At 71.5% G+C, this 15,413-nt stretch carries 13 protein-coding genes; 4 read left to right on the top strand and 9 right to left on the bottom strand.

Translation table 11 applies throughout. The features are described 5' to 3' along the window. Window positions 1-10: 10 nt before the first annotated feature. Window positions 11-1,363, top strand: a complete 1,353-nt coding sequence (locus tag ACEZDE_RS15320) for a ricin-type beta-trefoil lectin domain protein (protein WP_380536690.1) — start codon at window positions 11-13, stop codon at window positions 1,361-1,363. Window positions 1,364-1,507: 144 nt separating this feature from the next. On the opposite strand, the gene ACEZDE_RS15315 is transcribed toward ACEZDE_RS15320, so the two are convergent. Continuing rightward, window positions 1,508-2,305: a DUF429 domain-containing protein gene (locus ACEZDE_RS15315; RefSeq protein WP_380536689.1), complete on the bottom strand. Its 798-nt coding sequence runs from the start codon at window positions 2,303-2,305 to the stop codon at window positions 1,508-1,510. A 140-nt stretch (window positions 2,306-2,445) separates the two neighbouring features. Between ACEZDE_RS15315 and ACEZDE_RS15310 the strand changes: the two genes are divergently transcribed. Further along, window positions 2,446-3,804, top strand: a complete 1,359-nt coding sequence (locus tag ACEZDE_RS15310; RefSeq protein ID WP_380536688.1) for a YhgE/Pip domain-containing protein — start codon at window positions 2,446-2,448, stop codon at window positions 3,802-3,804. A 118-nt stretch (window positions 3,805-3,922) separates the two neighbouring features. Beyond that, window positions 3,923-4,531, top strand: a complete 609-nt coding sequence (locus ACEZDE_RS15305; RefSeq protein WP_380536687.1) for a GNAT family N-acetyltransferase — start codon at window positions 3,923-3,925, stop codon at window positions 4,529-4,531. On the opposite strand, the gene ACEZDE_RS15300 is transcribed toward ACEZDE_RS15305, so the two are convergent. Next, window positions 4,501-6,108, bottom strand: a complete 1,608-nt coding sequence (locus tag ACEZDE_RS15300) for an LCP family protein (protein ID WP_380536686.1) — start codon at window positions 6,106-6,108, stop codon at window positions 4,501-4,503. The two genes, ACEZDE_RS15305 and ACEZDE_RS15300, sit on opposite strands and share 31 nt — an antisense overlap. 218 nt (window positions 6,109-6,326) lie before the next feature. After that, window positions 6,327-7,175, bottom strand: a complete 849-nt coding sequence (locus ACEZDE_RS15295; RefSeq protein ID WP_380536685.1) for an NAD(P)H-binding protein — start codon at window positions 7,173-7,175, stop codon at window positions 6,327-6,329. Between the two features lie 127 nt (window positions 7,176-7,302). Between ACEZDE_RS15295 and ACEZDE_RS15290 the strand changes: the two genes are divergently transcribed. Then, window positions 7,303-7,890: a MarR family winged helix-turn-helix transcriptional regulator gene (locus ACEZDE_RS15290; protein WP_380536684.1), complete on the top strand. Its 588-nt coding sequence runs from the start codon at window positions 7,303-7,305 to the stop codon at window positions 7,888-7,890. 147 nt (window positions 7,891-8,037) lie between these two features. Here ACEZDE_RS15290 and ACEZDE_RS15285 read toward each other — a convergent pair whose 3' ends face one another. From ACEZDE_RS15285 to ACEZDE_RS15260, 6 genes are read right to left on the bottom strand one after another with little or no spacing between them, the layout of a single operon-like run. Further along, the gene (locus ACEZDE_RS15285) at window positions 8,038-8,739 is read right to left on the bottom strand and encodes a FadR/GntR family transcriptional regulator (RefSeq protein ID WP_380536683.1); all 702 of its coding nucleotides are present in this window, start codon (window positions 8,737-8,739) and stop codon (window positions 8,038-8,040) included. Beyond that, on the bottom strand, window positions 8,726-9,604 hold the full coding sequence (locus tag ACEZDE_RS15280; protein WP_380536682.1) for an amidohydrolase family protein: 879 nt from the start codon (window positions 9,602-9,604) through the stop codon (window positions 8,726-8,728). Before ACEZDE_RS15280 ends, ACEZDE_RS15285 begins: the two co-directional genes overlap by 14 nt. Continuing rightward, window positions 9,601-10,776: an ABC transporter permease gene (locus tag ACEZDE_RS15275; protein WP_380536680.1), complete on the bottom strand. Its 1,176-nt coding sequence runs from the start codon at window positions 10,774-10,776 to the stop codon at window positions 9,601-9,603. Before ACEZDE_RS15275 ends, ACEZDE_RS15280 begins: the two co-directional genes overlap by 4 nt. A gap of 23 nt (window positions 10,777-10,799) precedes the next feature. Then, window positions 10,800-12,431 carry a sugar ABC transporter ATP-binding protein gene (locus tag ACEZDE_RS15270; RefSeq protein WP_380536679.1) on the bottom strand — a complete coding sequence of 544 codons (1,632 nt, stop codon included), beginning with the start codon at window positions 12,429-12,431 and terminating at the stop codon, window positions 10,800-10,802. 25 nt (window positions 12,432-12,456) lie between these two features. Beyond that, window positions 12,457-13,611: a sugar ABC transporter substrate-binding protein gene (locus ACEZDE_RS15265; protein WP_380536678.1), complete on the bottom strand. Its 1,155-nt coding sequence runs from the start codon at window positions 13,609-13,611 to the stop codon at window positions 12,457-12,459. A 58-nt stretch (window positions 13,612-13,669) separates the two neighbouring features. After that, the gene (locus tag ACEZDE_RS15260) at window positions 13,670-14,902 is read right to left on the bottom strand and encodes an enolase C-terminal domain-like protein (protein WP_380536928.1); all 1,233 of its coding nucleotides are present in this window, start codon (window positions 14,900-14,902) and stop codon (window positions 13,670-13,672) included. Between the last annotated feature and the right edge of the window lie 511 nt (window positions 14,903-15,413).

Below are 15,413 nucleotides of genomic sequence, written 5' to 3'. Positions count from 1 at the left end.
GAGGAATTCCATGACATGGGCACGCCGTAAACGAGCCCTCGTCGCCTCGGCACTGCCCGTGGCGGCGGTGGCCATGGCCATCACCGGCGCGGGACAGTCCCAGGCCGCGAGCAGCTTCCCGGCTCACTACGCCGCCCCGTACCTGCAGATCTCCAGCGGCACCGCGGGCGACATGGCAGCGGACATGAACGCCACCGGGCTGAAGAACTACACGCTGGCCTTCCTCATCCCCAAGTCCGGCTGCACCCAGCAGTGGGAGGACGGCGGCGACTCCGTCGGCGCCTTCAGCTCCCAGATCAACTCGCTGAAGTCGGCCGGCGGCAACGTCATCGTCTCCTTCGGCGGCGCCGAGGGTGGGGAGGTCGCCCAGACCTGCACCTCCGTCTCATCGCTGACCGCCGCGTACGCCAACGTGGTCAACACCTACGGGATCACCCGGCTGGACTTCGACATCGAGGGCGGCACGCTGGGCGACACCGCGTCCAACACCCGCCGCAACCAGGCTCTGGCCGCACTCCAGGCGCAGAACCCCTCGGTCGAGGTGGACTACACCCTGGCAGTGGACCCGACCGGTCTGCCGTCCCAGGAGCTGGGCGTCCTGCAGAGCGCCAAGAGCGCGGGCGTCAACGTCAGCGTGGTCAACATCATGACCATGGACTTCGGCGACGGGCAGAACGCGTTCAACGACGCCGAGTCCGCCGCCAAGGCGACCGCGAGCCAGCTCGCCAACCTCTACGGCATCTCCACGTCGGCCGCCTACGGGCGGCTCGGGCTGACCCCGATCGCCGGGCAGAACGACGACAACGAGAACTTCACCCAGGCCAACGCCACCGCACTGGAGAGCTTCGCCGCCTCCAACGGCGTCGCCGAGCTCTCCTTCTGGGAGGTCGACGGCTACGACAAGGGCACCGGCTACGCCTACTCGCGGATCTTCAACCAGATCACCGGGGGCGGCACCACCCCGCCGCCTCCGCCGACCGGCACCGGTCAGATCACCGGCTACGGCGGCAAGTGCGTCGACGTGGCCGCCGCGAACAGCGCCAACGGCACCGCGGTGCAGCTCTACACCTGCAACGGCACGAACGCGCAGCAGTGGACGGTGGCGTCGAACGGGACGCTGCAGGCGCTGGGCAAGTGCATGGACGTGACGTCGGCCGGCACCGCGAACGGCACCAAGGTGCAGTTGTACGACTGCAACGGCACGGCCGCGCAGACGTGGACGCACCAGTCCAACGGCGAGCTGGTGAACTCCGGTTCGGGCAAGTGCCTGGACGCGACCGGCCCGAGCTCGGCCGACGGGACCAGGCTCCAGATCTGGAGCTGCACCGACGCTGCGAACCAGCAGTGGACCCTGCCGAGTTGACCGACCCCGGCCGCCACAGCGGCTGACCCACCGAGCGTCCCCCGGGCCCGCCTTCACGGCGGTCCGGGGGACGCCTTTCGGCAGCCCGACCCGTGGTTCCCCGTCCACACGTTCACCGGTCCACCCGTTCACCGGTCCACCGGCTCATTGCTCCAGCAGGTCGGCGAGCGGACCCCGCGGCAGGTGGATCCAGCCCTCGGTCTCCGCGCAGGCCTCCTCCGCCGCGCTCCCCGGGTACCCAGTCGCTCCCACCAGGGCCGCGCGGGCGACCAGCGCGCAGATCAGGGCGTCGAGGTCGTCGTGACTGCGCCGGCACCGCTCGCGCACCTCTCCGCCGAAGGACCGCCCCAGCCCCTGCTCCAGTGCGTCGAGGATGCCCGCCCGGACGGCACCCGCCTCGGGTCGCGCGTTCTTGTAGCTGCCGTCCGCCACGATGCCCCATCCGCGCAGGGCCGCCGCCGGATACACCTCGGCCAGCCGCCCGGAGCCGTCCCGAGGCACCGGGCAACCCCTCTCCTGGAGCGCCGCGAGGACATGGGCGGCGCGCAGCGCGACCACGCCCAGCAGGTTGGTGGACACCGAAAGCGGCGGCCGGGCCTTGGCGGCCTTCCAGGTCAGATCGTCCGTCAGACGGAAGCACAGCCGGTCAAGGCCGGGCCGGCCGTCCGGGTGCGGGTCGTAACGCCCCCGCGGCGGGAGCGGTAGGCCCCGGTCGTGGGCCGCCAGCAGGGCGACGAAGTCCCTGGGCCAGCCGAGCGGACAGTCCAGCCCGGTCTTGTCCGCGGCGAGGATCGCCGCCACCAGTTCCCCGTCCTCCGTGGAGTCGAGGAATGCGACGTCGAGCCCGTCCGCGGCCCAGACCACCCGGCAGGCGGAGGTGCGCTCGGAACTGCTTGCCAGGTCGACGCCGAGCGTCACCGGTCCGTCAGATGCGTTTGCCATGGCCGCCCCTATACTCCTCTGCTCTCCTCCGCTCCGCAAAGGCCTGGGGAACACCGGGGAGTTGACGGGTGGAAACCTATGGTCTGCACTATTTTGAGGACTTCGAGGGTGGCCGACCTACCGCAGAAGGGGCGCATGCCGTGGCAACCGCGCAGGAGCCGCCGTCCGGTCCGCCCTCGGGTCCGCCGCCGTCCGGGCCGCCGCCCAACCCGCCGTCCGGGCCGCCGCCGAGTCCGCCGGGGGTCACCGCGCGGAAGATCCTCGGGAAGTGGCCGGTGTGGGTCTTCCCTGCCGTACTGGTGACCCTGGTGTCGTTCGCGCTCGCGCTGGTCTACTCCGGCGGGATCGGCAACCCGCAGGGCTCCACCCACCACCTGCCGATCGGCCTGGTCAACCAGGACGCGGGCCCGCTCGGCGGGCAGATGGTCCAGGGGATCGCCGACGCCCCCGACCCGGACCAGCGGGTCGACTGGAAGATCATGAGCCCGGCCCAGGCCAAGGACGCCTTCGACTCCGGCCGACTCTACGGGGCCATCTCCGTCCCGGTCGGCTTCACCGCCTCGCTCGAAAGCATCATCGCCCCGGCCGGATCGCCGGTCCTGGCCAAGCCGCCGCAGGTCACCCTGCTGACCAACCCCGGCGCCGGCAGCCTCGCCTCGTCCCTGGCCACCGGCGTGGAGCAGCAGGCTCTGCGGGCCGCGTCGGCGCAGATCGGCGCCCAGCTCGACACTCGGCTCCGGGCCACCGGCGCCCAGCCGAGCACCGCGCAGACCATGCTGCTGGCCGACCCGATCAGCACGACCACGGTGCCGGGGCACGCCCTGGCGACCCGTACCGGCCTCGGCCTGACCGCTTTCTACGTCGCCCTACTGGTGGTGATGTCGGGCTTCCTGGGGGCGAACATCATCAGCGGCGGGGTGGACTCCGCCCTCGGCTACGCGCCGAGCGAGCTGGGTCCGCGACGCCAGGTGCGGACCGCGGTGCCGATCAGCCGGTTCCAGACCCTGATCGTGAAGATGGTGATGTCGGCGGTGCTCTCGCTGGTGACGGCCAGTGTGGTGGTGCTGGCCACGGCGGCGGTGGTGCGGCTGGACATGCCGCACCTGCCGCAGCTGTGGCTGTTCGCCTTCTGCGCCAGCGCGGTGGTCGGGGTGGGCGTGCAGGCGGTGATCGCCGTCTTCGGCGGTCTCGGACAGGTCGTCAGCATGTTCTTCTTCGTCGCCCTGGCCATCCCCTCCGCCGGGGCGACCATCCCGTTGGAGTCGCTGCCCGGCTTCTACCGGTTCATCGCCCAGTTCGAACCGATGCGTCAGATCAGCGGCGGAGTACGGGCGATCATGTACTTCGACGCACGCGGCGACGCCGGGCTGCAGCGCGCCTGGATCATGCTCGCGCTGGGACTGGCCGTCGCCCTGCTGCTCGGCCTCGGCATCACCCGCTGGTACGACCACCGCGGCTACCACCGCATCCATCCGAGCGACCGGCTCCCCGCCGCCTGAACCGGTCTCGCCCGCCGGCCGCATCCGCCGACCAACGCTGAGCACCGAGCCCACACCGAGAAGGCGATCCGGACGTCCGCAGTTGCCACAAGCCCGGCCGCCTGCTCGAATCGCCACCGTGGACACCTACCTGGAAACCGAGCGCATGACGCTTCGCCGTTTCACTCGCGCCGACGTGGACGACCTGGTCGTCCTGCACGGCGACGCGTCCGTCATGCGGTGCATCGACAACGGTCGACCGGTGCCCCGGGCCGTAGTCGAGCAGCAGCAGCTGCCGGGCATTCTGCGCGAGTACGACGAGCTCCCCGTCGGCCTGGGCTGCCTGGCCGCGGTCGAGAAGGCGTCGGGGAACTTCCTGGGCTGGCTCTCGCTGCGGCCGGCGACCAGCGTCGGCCTGACCGGCGGAACGGAGCTGGGGTACCGCATGCTGCCGTCGGCCTGGGGCCTGGGCTATGCCACCGAGGGCGCCCGGGCGCTGGTGCACTACGCGTTCACCGAGCTGGGCGTGGACCGGGTCGTGGCCACCACGATGACGGTCAACACGGCTTCCCGGCGGGTCATGGAAAAGGCCGGCCTGCGCTTGACCCGCACCTTCTTCGAGCAGTGGCCCGAGCCCATCGAGGGCGCTGAACACGGCGACGTCGAGTACGCCCTCACCAGGGAGATCTGGACTCGCCAGCACGATGCGGCGCACCCTCAGGGGGCCGAGTTCGGGCGCTTGGAGTAGATGTCGAACATCTCCTCGGGCGTCTCCCCCGGGCTGTTCCAGGCGGAGCCGGTGCTGAGGCCGAGCTTGTTCTCCGTGTACTGGGTGCTGACCTGAACGCACTCGCTCTTGCCGCCGTTCTGCGAGTGGGTGTTGTTCAGCGCGACCGAGGTGCTCACCGGGGCCTTCGAGGGCGTCGATCCGGGGAAGCTCTTGCCGCTGGTCCAGTCGAGGCCGATCTCCAGTTTCAGGCCCTTCGCCGTGCCCTGGACCACCTGCTTGGCCGGCAGGCCGAGGACCGCCGCCACGGCCTTCGCCTGCGCCGACTCCCCGGGGCCGTAGGTCAGCGAGCTGGTGGCGGGGTGCGGCGAGGTGTGGTCGGTGTTGGCGCTGCTGTCGTGGCTGTATCCGGCGCTCTCCAGCACGGACACGATGTCGCCGGCCCGGTTCAGCACTCCGCTGCCGTTCCAGACCGACACGGCCGTGTCGGCGGGCTTCACCGCGGGCGCGGTGCCGGCGGACGCGCCCGCCGTCGCACTCCCGGCGCCGCTGTTCGCACCGGTCGCGGTGGTCAGCGACTGGTCGTTGGCTATCGCCGCGAACAGGGTCTGCGCCCCGGCCGCCTGGAGCACGTGGCTGCCCATGTTCGGCGCGGTGTCGGGTGTGTTCTGCATGGTGGTGAAGGTGATCCGGTCGGACTTCACCGCGTTCAGGTTCCGGGCCAGGTCGAGCAGTTCGGCGGGGGTGTGGATGTCCGGGCTCACCGTCAGTGCGTTGGAGGCCGCGTTGGCGATCGAGAGCATGGCCGGGATATTGGTGATCGTGCCCGCGTTCTTCAGCTTGTTGATCATCTGGGTGAAGAAGACGTGAGTCGCCGTGGTGCGGCCCACGTTGTCGCTGCCGTCGCCGAAGGAGTCACGGGTGCGCAGGAACTGCAGCGCCGCCTGCCCCTTCAGGACGTGGCTGCCCTGGGTCAGCTTGAGGCCCGAGTTGATGTCGTAGAACCGGTGGGTGAAGCACAGGTTCACGCCCCCGAGGGCGTTGGACATGGAGACCACGCCGGAGAAGTCCACCATCATGAAGTCGTCGATGGGCACGCCGGTGAGCTTGTGCACCGCCATCGCGGTGCAGGAGGGCCCGTACTGCAGGGTTCCGTTGATCTGCCCGAAGCCGCCGGGCGTGCTGGTCTTGCCCGACGGGTCGGTGCAGGCCGGGAGCTGGGTGTAGAGGTCGCGCGGAATGCTCATCACGGTGATGTTGCTGCGGTCGGCCGAGAGGTGGACCAGCATCTCCACATCCGCCCTGGCCCCGACCGCGGTCTTGCAGGCCCCGCCGTCCTTGCAGTTGGCGGCGCCGATGCGGGTGTCCGAACCGATCAGCAGCAGGTTCAACGGGGTCCGGCCCAGCGGGTCGGCCTTCTCCGTGCCCACCGCCTTGGCCTTGTCGTTTCCGGTGTACAGCGCCGCCGTCTTGATGTTGCCCGCGAGATGGCTGTACAGGTAGTAGCCCCCGCCCACACTGGCGACCACCAGGACCGCCAGTGACCAGGCCACGATCTTCAGCCAGCGCCGACGGGGCTTGCGCCGGGCTCGCCGCATCGCCGCACGCCCGCCCTGCGACGGCACACCGCCGGGCCCGTCGGTCGCGCCTCCCGCCGTCTCAGGGACAGCGTCATCGTAGGAGGGCGGCCTCTGCACTGTTCTTCCTCCACGCCGTGTCGTTGGGGGTAGGACCCACCTACCCCCAACTCAGACGTACGAGAACTGAACAAAGTTGCGCGGCGATATGAACATTGACTCTGCGCACCCGCACCGTCTCAGCCGGTGAGGCCGGTGAAGGCGGCCAGGTTAGCGTCGACCCACTGCCCGAAGGTGCGGGCGGGAGTGCCCAGCAGGGTCGCGGTGGTGTCGGCGATCCGGGCCGGGCCCGCCGTGGCGCGGAGCCAGAGGTCGAGCAGGGAGGCGACCATCGGGTCGGGCAGGAAGCGGCCCATCTGCTCCTCGGCCTCGGCCCGGGTGATCTGCTGGACCGGGACCTCCCGGCCGAGCCGGTCGCCGATGAGGGCGAGCTGCTCCCGGAAGGACAGCGACTCGGGGCCGGTGAGATCCAGGATCCGGCCCTCGAACACCGGCCCGGTGAGCGCGGTGACGGCGAGATCGGCCAGGTCCTCGGGGTGGATCGGGGCGACCTGTGCGTCCGGGTAGGCGAGTGGGACCGGTGCCTGGGCCCGGATGGCATGGCTCCAGCCCAGGGCGTTGCCGGCGAAGGCGTCCGGCCGCAGCACCGTAGCGGGCAGCGGGGACGCGGCCAGGGCGCGTTCGACCAGCAGGTGCGGGAGGGCGACTGCGTCCGTCTCGGCCTCCGGCCCGGCGACCGAGGACGAGGAGAGCAGCACCACCCGCTCGACCCCGGCTGCCTCGGCGGCCTTGAGCAGCTCCTGGACGCCCGAGGGCTCGGGATAGAGGAACAGCTCACGAACGCCGCGGAGCGCGGGCTCGAAGGTCTCCGGCCGGGACAGCCCCAGCTCGACCGCCTCCACCCCGGACGGGACGTCGAGCTGGGCCGGGGAGTTGCTGCCCGCGCGGACGGCGCGGCCCTCGGCGTGCAGGCGGCCGATCACGGCCTGCCCGACCTTGCCGCGAGCGCCGGTGACGAGGATGGACATGAGTGCTCCCTGGGTGGGGTTGAGTGCGGTCGGCTTTTTGAGCCATCATGCATATGCATGCTCTCATGCATATAACGACACGCTAGCACATGCCTGCGCATCCCCACAGCGCTATAGGATGAATCCCATGCAGCCCCCGTTGACCGACGTCGAAGCCGCCGCCCTGCTGGACGCCGTCGGCCCGGCCTTCTCCCGGCTGCGGCGCAGCGTGCTGCTGGAGGTCCAGAACCCGGTCTCCCCCAAGGACATGGCCAGGACCCTGGTCCTCGGCATCGTCGAGGCAGCGGAGGCGGCGGGAGCGGCGGGCGCCGCGGGAGCCGCGGGAGCCGCGGGAGCCGCCAAGGGAACGGGGGCCGCCGACGGAACGGGCGCCGCCGAGGAGCAGCTGCCTCGGGAGATCACCGTCGGCGCGGTCGCCGAGCAGCTCTCGGTCGACCCGTCGGTGGCCAGCCGGATGGTCTCCGACTGCATCGGCGCCGGCTACCTGGAACGGGCCGCCTCCCAGCAGGACGGCCGACGGACGATCCTGCGGCTGCGCCCGGAGGGAGCGGCGATGATGCGCCGCTTCCGGCAGCACCAGCGCGAGGCGTTCGAGTACATCACCGCGGACTGGAGCGAGCGGGACCGGCTGGAGTTCGCCCGGCTGATGCTCCGTTACGTGGACGCCCTGGCCGAGGTCCGGCACCGCAGCGCGATGGCCGAGCCCCCGCGCTGACTCAGCGTCCCACCGGCCGCCCCGCGCCGACGACCCCGCTGCCTCAGCACTCCCGACCGGCTCAGCACCGCGATCGGCTCAGCACCCCGACCTGCTCAGGGCTCAGGGCTCCGGGCTCCGGGTCGACGACCCAGGCCCCCGACCCGCTCAGGGCTCCCGGCCCGGCTCCGCGGGTTGGGCCAGGGTCGTGCGCAGCCAGGACTCGATCCCGGCCACGTGGATGGTGGCGCAGGAGCGGGCCAGGTCGGCGTCCCTGGCCTGGATCGCGTCGTAGATGGCCCGGTGCTCGGCCAGAGTGCGCGCCAGCGCGCCGCGCTCGGTCATCCCGCGCCAGACCCGGGCCCGGCTGGTCGGCCCGGACATGTTGTCCACCAGCGACGCCAGCACCGGGTTCCCCGCGCCCAGCGCGATCTGCCGGTGGAACTCCAGGTCGGCGGCCACGAGTTCCTCGACCGGGGTGTCGGCGGTGACGGCTTCCAGCACCTTGCGCAGGTTCTCCCGCTCCGGCTCCGACATCCGGTGCGCGGCCATCGCCGTCGCGGCCGGTTCCAGGATCCGGCGCACCTCCAGGAAGTCCAGCACAGTGTCGTCGCGGTGGAAGTCGATGATGAAGCTGAGCGCCTCCAGCAGCAGCGAGGGCGCCAGACTGGTCGCGTAGGTGCCGTCGCCCTGACGTACGTCCAGCACGTTGACCAGGGTCAGCGCCTTGACCGCCTCGCGCAGCGAGTTCCGCGACAGGCCCAGCTCCGCGGCCAGGTCGGCCTCGCGCGGCAGCTTCTCCCCCGGCCGCACCCGACCGGAGATGATCATTTCCTTGATCTTGCCGATCGCTTCGTCAGTGAGTGCCACGCATGCCTCCGTTAGCCCCGCCGTCCAGATACACCCGCGCCGCCGTGGCGGCGAAGACCGCCGCGCGCTCCGCCCGGTCGAGCCCCAGCCCGGCCACCAGCGCGGCGGCCAGGTCGAGGACCTCCAGGTAGCCCGCGGTCGGCAGGCACACCGGCCAGTCGGAGCCGTACATGGTCCGCCCCGGTCCGAACGCGTCGAGTATGACACGCGCGTAAGGGGCGAATTCGGCCTGTCCGGCGCCCGGTGCGGCCTCGGTGACCAGGCCCGACAGCTTGCACACGGTGTTCGCCCGCCCGGCCAGGGCGCGCAGCGCGCCCGCCCACGGCTCCAGCGCGCCGCTGGCGATCGGCGGTTTCCCGGCGTGGTCCAGTACGAACACCAACTCCGGTACGGCCGCTGCCGCGTACGCCGCGGCGGGCAGCTGCGGCGGCAGCACGACCAGGTCGTACACCAGCCCGGCCGCGGCCACCGCGCGCAGGCCGCGCAGCACGTCGGGGCGGCGCAGCCAGTCCGGGTCGGCCTCGCCCTGCACCTGGTGCCGGATGCCGACCAGCCGCTCCCCGCCGGGCAGGGCACGCAGCCGGGCCAGGGCGTCGGCGACCCCCGGCGCGGTGAGGTCGGTCCAGCCGACCACCCCCGCCACCAGCGGGGCCGACGCCGCCAGCGCGAGCAGCTCGGGCGTCTCCTCCGGCACGCAGACGGTCTGCACCACGATGGTGGCGCCGACGCCCGCCGCCGCGGCGAGCGGGCGCAGGTCGTCCAGGCCGAAGCTGCGCCGGATCGGCGCCAGCTCCGGGCCGGTGATCCACTCCTGGTCACGGACCGTCAGGTCCCAGACGTGGTGGTGCGCGTCGATCAGGTTCATTCGGCGGTGGCCTCGCCGCCGATCACACGGGCCAGGAACAGCGCGAACAGGATCACCGCGCCGTCGATGGCCTCGATCCAGTAGTTGGAGACATTGGCCAGGTCGAGGATGTTCTGCACCAGGCCGAGCAGGATCACCCCGGACGCCGCGCCGACCATGTTGCCGCGCCCGCCCTTGAGGCTGACGCCGCCGATCACGGCCGCCGCGAACACCGAGAAGATCAGACCCTCGCCGTATCCCTGCTGCCCGGTGACCGCGGAGACCCGGCCCGCCTCCATCAGTCCGCCGAGCGCGGCCAGGACGCTGCCGGCCACGTAGACGCCGATCCGGATCCGGTCCACCTTGATCCCCGCGGCCCGCGCCGCGGCCGGGTTGCCGCCGACGGCGTAGATCGCGCGTCCGCTGCGGTGGTAGCGCAGGAACAGCCCGACCAGCACGAAGATCACCGCCGCGACGATCAGCGAGACCGAGACCTTGCCGAACGAGGCCGCGCCCAGGTAGGCGAACGCGCTCGGCAGCCCGAACAGCGTCTGTGCCTTGACCACGCCGTTCTGCAGCCCGGCCAGCACGATGGTCATGCCGAGGGTGACGATGAAGCCGTTCAGCCGTCCCTTGACGATCAGCAGCCCGTTCACCAGCCCGACCAGCGCGCCGACCGCGAGCAGGATGCCGATGCCGAGGTAGGGGTCCAGCTTCCAGCCGTTGCCGAAGGCGGTGACCGGCAGGATCAGCCAGGCCGCGACCATCGGCGCGAGCCCGTAGGTGGACTCCAGCGACAGGTCCATCCCGCCGATCAGCAGGATCAGGCTCTCGCCGACCACCACCACGCCCAGCGCGGAGATCTGCTGGCCGATCCCGGCGATGTTGGACACGGTGAAGAACACCGGGCTGACCAGCGCGCCCACCACCAGCAGCAGCACCAGCACCGGCAGCAGCGCCACCTCGCGCAGCGCGCCCACGTCCAGCCCGCGGAGCCGGCCCGCCAGGCCGCCCACGACGCCGACCGAGCGGGCGGTCGGGGCCGTCGGGACCGGGCCGTCGGGACCGACGGCAGCCGGGTCCGCGGCCGAAGCCGGGTCCGCGGCCGGGTCCAGGTCCGGGGCCGATTCCGCGTCGCCCTTGCGCTGCCCCGGTACGGCGGGTTCGGTGTCGGGGGTGGATCGGGGGAACATCCTCGTGCCTCCTCGGCGCTGGCTCATCGCGGGTCCGCCCCACTCGGGCTGGGCTCGGTGCTCTTCGGATACGGGGCGGCGGCGGCAGACCGGCCGGTCGGCGCCAGGCCCTCGGTCGCCACGATCAACTGGTCGCGGTCGAACGGCGGTTCGGTGAACTCGGCGAACACCTCGCCGCGCACCAGCACCACCACCCGGTCGCACAGCACCAGGTCGGAGAGTTCGTCGCTGCACAGCAGCACCCCCGCCCCGGTGGTCCTGGCCACGTCCGCCAGCGCGCGCAGCAGCAGCGCCTTGGACGCCACGTCGACCCCGCGGGTGGGGGTGATCGCCACCACCACGCCGGGGTCGTGGGCCAGTGTGCGGGCCACGGTGACCTTCTGCTGGTTGCCGCCGGAGAGTTCGCCGACCGGCTGGCCCGGCCCCGAGGACACCAGCGACAGCGCGGTGGTGAGCGGTTCGGCGGCGGCGGCCCTGCGGCCGGGGCGCATCAGCCCGAACCGGTCGGTGAGCCGGTCGGTGATGGTCATCGTGGTGTTCTCGGCCACCCCCAGGTGCGCCACGAACCCCTCGGCCAGCCGGTCCTCCGGGACGTAGCCGACACCGGCCCGCTGGGCCAGGTCCCGGCGGCCCGAGCGGACCGCCCGTCCCCGCACCGTCACCGTCCCGCCCTGGTACGGCTCGGCCCCGGCGACCACCCGGCCCAGGGTGGCCACCCCGGCGCTGAGCAGGCCGGTCACCCCGACCACCTCGCCCGGGGCGACCGCGAGCGACACCCCGGAGAGCCGTCCGCGGGCCGAGGCCGCGGTCAACCCCCGTACGGTGAGCACCGGTTCGGCCGCCCGGTCGACCGGAGCGGCGCGCTCCGCGGGCTGCTCGGCGACCGGCGCGGCGCCGATCATCGCCGCCACCAGCGCCTCCCGGTCCAGCTCCGCGACCGGTGCGGAGAGCACCAGTTCGCCGTCGCGGAGCACCGCGACGTCCTGGCAGATCTCGAAGACCTCCTCCAGGTGGTGCGAGATGTAGAGGACCGCGACCCCGCCGTCGACCAGGCCGCGCACCCGCTCGAACAGCCGCCGCACCGCGTCGCGTTCCAGCGCCGCGGTCGGCTCGTCCAGCAGCACGCAACGGGCGCCGCGGGCCAGCGCCCGCGCGATCTCGACGATCTGCAGCTCCTCGACGCTCAGGTCGCGGCAGTAGGCCTCGGCGTCGATGGCGTAGCCCCACTCGGCCATGATCTCGCGGGTGCGGGCGCGCATCTCGCGCCAGCCGACGAAGCGGCTGCCGTCGCCGAGGAACACGTTCTCCGCGACGGTGAGGTCCGGCACCACCATGGAGTGCTGGAACACGGTGGCGATCAGCTCCCGCCACCGCGTCACATCGCCGACCGGGGGCGCGGGGCGGCCGTCGAAGCTGACCGTGCCGCCGTCCGGGGCGGCCAGGCCGGACAGGACGGACACCAGCGTGGACTTCCCCGCGCCGTTGCGGCCGACCAGTCCCAGGCAGCGTCCGGCCTCGATGGACAGATCGACGCCGCGCAGCGCGCGCGTGCTGCCGAAGCGCTTCTCGATGCCGCTGACCTGGACCGACGGCGGGCTGACCGATGGCGGCCTGGCCGACGGCGGGCTGGCCGACGGCGGGCTGTTGGAGGCCATTCCTGCTGTCCCTTCGTCGTCCTGGCTAGGAGGCGTTGCAGACGCCGCCGTGGGCGGCGCCGTAGACGTTGCCCCACAGGGTGCTGTCGGAGACGGGCGTGGAGTTCAGCCCGGTCGGGAAACCGGCCTGCGGGGTGCTCAGGGTCAGCGGCTGCTGGGTCTTGGTGACGAAGGGCGCCACGATCGGGTCGGAGAGGTTGGTGTCGCCCTGGTAGGTGACGTTCTGCAGGGTCGGCGCCCCGCCACCGGGCTGACCCGCCGTCAGTTTGACGCCCTTGGCCGCGTCGACCGCGTAGCTGAGCGCCCACTTGGCGTAGAGGTCGGCCGGCTGCGACTGTGAGGCGTCCACGCTGCCGCTGCCGATGTCGCACATCTCGAACGGCACTCCGTCGTCGCTGACCAGCAGCACGTGGTCGGGCGAGCCGGGGCCGAGGCCCTTCTTCTGCAGCAGCGGGATGATCCCGGTGTCCGGGCTGGACCACTGCGCGTAGATGGCCTTGAGCTTGCTGCCGTAGGCGTTGATCGCGTTCTGCGCGTCGGTGACCGCGGTGGCGTCGTTCCACTGGGTCGGCTTTCTCAGCACGGTGACGCCGGGGGCGTTGGCGGCCATGCAGGAGTCGAAGGCGCTGGTGCGGTCCGCGCCGTTGGAGGAGGTGAGGTCGCCCTCCAGGTCCATCACATAGCCGGAGGTCACCTTGGACGAGATGAACGCACAGGCGTCCTGCCCGTACAGGGTGTTGGAGGCGCGGACCACCATGTAGACGTGGCCGCTGCTGACGACGGTGTCCACCGAGACCAACTGGACGTGGTGCGCGGTGGCGTAGGCGATGGCCGGGCCGAGGCTGGCCGCGGTCTCCGGGTTCACCACGATCGCCTGGGCGCCCTCGTTCACCAGGGTCTGGATCTGGGTGTTCTGCAGGCTCGCGTCCGACCCCGCCAGCAGCGGGCCGAGCAGCTTGATGTTCATGTCCTTCGCGTACTGCTGCTCGTAGTTGACATAGGCGGACCAGAACGCGGTGTTGTTGAAGGTCAGGTCGACCCCGATGGTGATCTGCCCGGATCCCGCGGGCTTCCCGCCACCGCCGCTCGCGGTGGTGGTGCCGCTGGACCCGCAGGCGGCGAGCAGCAGGGTGCCGGCCGCGGTGGCTGCCGCTGTGGCCAGCAGGCGCTTTCTGTTCATGGCTCTCCCAAGTGCGAGTGCGAGTGCGGACAAGCAGACAATGGGGCAGTGCGGTGGCTCATCCGACGCGGAGTGCCCGCCAGACCGCCCCGTCGGGAAACTCGTGCGCGCGCAGCGAGCCGGGTTCGAGCGTGGACGAGAAGCCGGGTTCGGTCGGCGCCAGGTAGTGCCCGTCGACGACCAGCGCGGGCGCGGTGAAGTGCTCATGGAGGTGGTCCACGTACTCGATGACCCGGTCGGAGGTGGTCGCCGAGACCGCGACGAAGTCGAACATCGCCAGGTGCTGGACCAGTTCGCACAGCCCGACGCCGCCCGCGTGCGGACACACCGGCACCCCGAACTTCGCGGCCAGCAGCAGGATCGCGATGTTCTCGTTGACGCCGGCCACCCGGCAGGCGTCGATCTGCAGGAAGTCCAGCGCGTCGGCCTGCAGCAGCTGCTTGAAGACCACCCGGTTGGCCACGTGCTCGCCGACCGCGATCTTGACCGGCGCGACTGCCCGCCGGATCGCGGCCAGTCCCAACACCTCGTCCGGGCTGGTCGGTTCCTCGACCCAGTACGGGTTCCACGGGGCCAGCGCCTCGATCGCGGCGACCGCCTCGGGCACGCTCCAGCGCTGGTTGGCGTCCACCGCGATCCGGATGTCGGGGCCGACCGCCTCCCGGGCCAGCGCCATCCGCCGGGCGTCGTCGGCACGGTCGGCGCCGACCTTCAGCTTGATCTGGGTGAAGCCCTCGGCGACGGCCTCGCGGGCCAGCCGCACCAGCTTCTCGTCGGAGTAGCCGAGCCAGCCGGGGGTGGTGGTGTAGGCCGGGTAGCCCTGGCGCTCCAGGGTGGCGATCCGCTCCTCCCGGCCGATCCGGCCGGCCCGCAGGATGGCCAGCGCCTCCTCCCGGGTGAGCGCGTCCTCCAGGTAGCGGAAGTCCACGAGTTCGACGATCTCCTCGGGCTCCAGGTCGGCCAGCAGCCGCCACACCGGCTTTCCGGCGATCTTCGCGGCGAGATCCCAGGCCGCGTTGACCACGGCCCCGATCGCCATGTGGATGACCCCCTTCTCCGGCCCCAGCCAACGCAGTTGACTGTCCGTCACCAGATCGGCGCTGAACGAGCCGAGGTCGCGGACCACGTCGTCGGCCGGTCGGCCGACGATGAAGGGGCAGAGCGACTCGATCGCGGCGACCACCACGTCGTTGCCGCGCCCGATGGTGAAGCAGAGGCCGTTCCCCTCCAGGCCCGGCAGGTCGGTGCGCAGCACCACGTAGGCGGCCGAGTAGTCCGGGTCCGGATTCATCGCGTCCGAGCCGTCGTGCTCCAGCGAGGTGGGGAACCTGACGTCGTGACACTCCAGCGCCACGATGCGGGCCGACCGCGGCGTGCTGTCCACGACAGCCGGGGATCCCGCTCGCGCCTGCGTCACCGGGGCACCGCTCTCCAGGTCACTCTCTTGAAACATCCGCTCCATAGGTCGGATGTATAGGCGGTGCGCCGCGCGGCGCACAAGGGGGCTGCACTATCCGCCCCGGATCGGACCACGCTCCGGTCCTGCCCGACTCCTCGACGACTGCGCTATCACGGCAGGTAGAGGCCGATATGCCGAACCATCCTGGCGCGACCGGGCGCATGTCACGTTTTGGAAACAGCCGCGCTGTCGAGTGACCCGATGACTCGCAGGCCGGCTGAGTCGATCTCCCGTCATATGTGCAGGAAGAGAAGAGATATGACGCCAACCCTGGACGCTTCGAGGGGTCACGACTATAGGTACATCCGATGTATCCGGTATCCATCCCATGTTTCCAGCACGT

Origin of the sequence: Streptacidiphilus cavernicola (genome assembly GCF_042510955.1) — a bacterium.
GTDB classification, from domain to species: Bacteria; Actinomycetota; Actinomycetes; order Streptomycetales; family Streptomycetaceae; genus Streptacidiphilus; species Streptacidiphilus cavernicola.
Note: the sequence above shows the minus strand (reverse complement) of the source record. Positions and strands in the feature narration are given on the sequence as shown.

Coding starts and splice junctions, on each gene's coding strand:
- ACEZDE_RS15320 (WP_380536690.1), top strand. CDS start 11: ATGACATGGGCACGCCGTAAACGAGCCCTCGTCGCCTCGGCACTGCCC.
- ACEZDE_RS15315 (WP_380536689.1), bottom strand. CDS start 2,305: ATGGCAAACGCATCTGACGGACCGGTGACGCTCGGCGTCGACCTGGCA.
- ACEZDE_RS15300 (WP_380536686.1), bottom strand. CDS start 6,108: ATGCGGCGAGCCCGGCGCAAGCCCCGTCGGCGCTGGCTGAAGATCGTG.
- ACEZDE_RS15295 (WP_380536685.1), bottom strand. CDS start 7,175: ATGTCCATCCTCGTCACCGGCGCTCGCGGCAAGGTCGGGCAGGCCGTG.
- ACEZDE_RS15290 (WP_380536684.1), top strand. CDS start 7,303: ATGCAGCCCCCGTTGACCGACGTCGAAGCCGCCGCCCTGCTGGACGCC.
- ACEZDE_RS15280 (WP_380536682.1), bottom strand. CDS start 9,604: ATGAACCTGATCGACGCGCACCACCACGTCTGGGACCTGACGGTCCGT.
- ACEZDE_RS15275 (WP_380536680.1), bottom strand. CDS start 10,776: ATGTTCCCCCGATCCACCCCCGACACCGAACCCGCCGTACCGGGGCAG.
- ACEZDE_RS15270 (WP_380536679.1), bottom strand. CDS start 12,431: ATGGCCTCCAACAGCCCGCCGTCGGCCAGCCCGCCGTCGGCCAGGCCG.
- ACEZDE_RS15265 (WP_380536678.1), bottom strand. CDS start 13,611: ATGAACAGAAAGCGCCTGCTGGCCACAGCGGCAGCCACCGCGGCCGGC.
- ACEZDE_RS15260 (WP_380536928.1), bottom strand. CDS start 14,902: ATGAATCCGGACCCGGACTACTCGGCCGCCTACGTGGTGCTGCGCACC.